Here is a 2,094-nt window from a genome sequence, read left to right on the forward strand (position 1 = left end):
GTGATGATGTACTGGTGCTTCACCGGCTGCAGCGGCACGTTGATGCCGGCAAGCGCTCCGACCTGCCGCGCCCATTGGCCGGCGCAGTTGACCACCTTATCGCAGGCGATGTCGCCCTCACTGGTCTTCACCACGGTGATGCGGCCGTCCTTCATCTCGAAGCCGGTGACACGGACATCCTCGAACAGTTTGGCGCCATGCATGCGTGCGCCCTTGGCCAATGACTGCGTGATATCGGAGGGGCTCGCCTGACCATCGGTCGGCAGCCAGGAGGCGCCGACGAGATCGCCGGTTTCCATGAGCGGCCACATGGCCTTGACCTCCGCCGGCGACAGCAACTGCATGTCCATGCCGAAGCTTTTTGCCGTCGTCGCCAATCTTTTGTACTCGGTCCAGCGGTCGGCATTGGTGGCGAGCCTGAGGCACCCGGTCATCTTCCAGCCGGTGGCAAGGCCGGTCTCGGCCTCCAGCCCCTTGTAGAGGTCGACGGAGTACTTCAGCACGCGGGTGATCGAAGCTGACGAGCGCAGCTGGCCGACAAGGCCGGCGGCATGCCAGGTCGAGCCCGAGGTCAGCTTGCCCTGCTCCAGCAGCACCACGTCGGCCTTGTGGTCGCGTGCCAGATGATAGGCCGTCGAACAGCCGATAATGCCGCCGCCGATGACGACGATGGCGGCCTGGCTCGGCAATGTCATGATTTCTGTATCCCGTACTTCGTTCTGTAGTTTTCCAGCGCGCCTTCGAGCCGCGTCAGGTTTTCCTCGGTGTAGGCGACGTAGTCGATGCCGGGCGCGTCGAGATAGAGCTCAGACACCATGCTCCACATCGCCTCGCGCAGCAGCGAAGCGCATTGCATGGCCGCGTGCGAACGGCGGATCGCTTCGTCCGGTTCCTTCATGAAATAGGCGGTCAGGAAGGCGAAGGATTCCTCGTCGCTCATGCCGGCGTTGGAGGCCACGCCGGCGAGGTCGAACATCGCCGTGTTGAAGCCGGCATATTCGAAGTCGATCAGCCACAACCTGTTGCCGTCGTCGAGAATGTTGGCCGGCAAAAGATCATTGTGGCCAAAAACGATCGGCAGCAGTTTCTGCGCGCGCTCCAGTTCGTCGGCCAGCGTCAGCAGGCGCGGCAAGTCGCTGCGCTTGCGGCTGCCACCTTCTTCAAGCGTGCGCGCATAGTCGCGAATGACGTGGAACACCCAGAACATGAAGCCGGCGCCCGAGATGTGATTGGGCATCTCCCGGTGGAAGCCGCGCATCAGGGCCGCGACGCGGCCGAGATTGGCCCGCACGTCCTCGGCGAGATAGGTCTTGGCGCCGAGAAACTCCGTCACCAAGATGCCCGGTTCGGCATGGCGGACGGCTGGCGCGAAACCGGCGGCATGCGCCGCCCGCGCCGTCATCACCTCGCGCTCGCGAAAGACATGGTGGAACGGATAGTCCTTGCCGAAGCGCACGACATGTTTGCCCGCCGCGTCCGTGACGACATAATTGGCATTGCTCAGGCCGCCCGGCAGCGGCGCAATCTCAATGCTGCCGGTCCAGCAAGGCAGGGCGCGGATGCGGTCTTCGGCAATCACGGAATCATTCCTGGTTTGCTGGGCTTCGACAAGGCGCCACGGACAGCGCGACGGCAGCAGGGAGAAACACAAAAAATCTCGTCGGTGCGGGATGCCAGGATCGGTATCCCGCACCGCACCGACGAGCCCCTTGGCTAGGTTTTGAACCCCGCCATCCGCCCCCGCGGATCTGAAAATTCCTTGCACCAGACACGTTGCAGGCTGCCTGGTCAGTGAGTTGCGGCTCTGCCATCACCCTCCCGTTGCAGCTCCGAAACCCCTGTTGAGATTTGGATTTCACGCCAAGGTTGCCTTGCTGTCAATAAAAAGGTGTGACTTTTTTTGGGTATTTTGCCCGAAAGCGCAGGCATTTCCTTTAAAAGCACTTGAATTACCTTAGAATCGGTCAAAAGGCTAAGTCGGGGAAACCAAATGACCCATTCGAAACGGCATGGCGAGATCCTGCGGCTGCTGCAGGAAGAGGGCACCGTCACCATTGCCAGTCTGGCCGACCGGCTGGGCGTGTCGCTCGAGAC

General features: G+C 61.8%; 3 protein-coding genes. 1 reads left to right on the top strand and 2 read right to left on the bottom strand.

The features are described from left to right. A partial coding sequence (locus tag EN935_RS32885; RefSeq protein ID WP_164771563.1) for an FAD-binding oxidoreductase occupies positions 1-695 on the bottom strand: 695 nt, incomplete at its 3' end. Continuing rightward, complete coding sequence (locus EN935_RS32890) at positions 692-1,579, bottom strand: phosphotransferase family protein (protein WP_109666734.1); 888 nt, start codon at positions 1,577-1,579, stop codon at positions 692-694. The genes EN935_RS32885 and EN935_RS32890, both read right to left, overlap by 4 nt. Before the next feature lie 411 nt (positions 1,580-1,990). Here EN935_RS32890 and EN935_RS32895 point away from each other — a divergent pair. Next, the coding region (locus EN935_RS32895) for a winged helix-turn-helix transcriptional regulator (RefSeq protein ID WP_127374069.1) at positions 1,991-2,094 on the top strand (104 nt) is incomplete at its 3' end.

Source organism: Mesorhizobium sp. M7D.F.Ca.US.004.03.1.1 (assembly GCF_003998635.1).
Classification (GTDB): Bacteria; Pseudomonadota; Alphaproteobacteria; order Rhizobiales; family Rhizobiaceae; genus Mesorhizobium; species Mesorhizobium loti.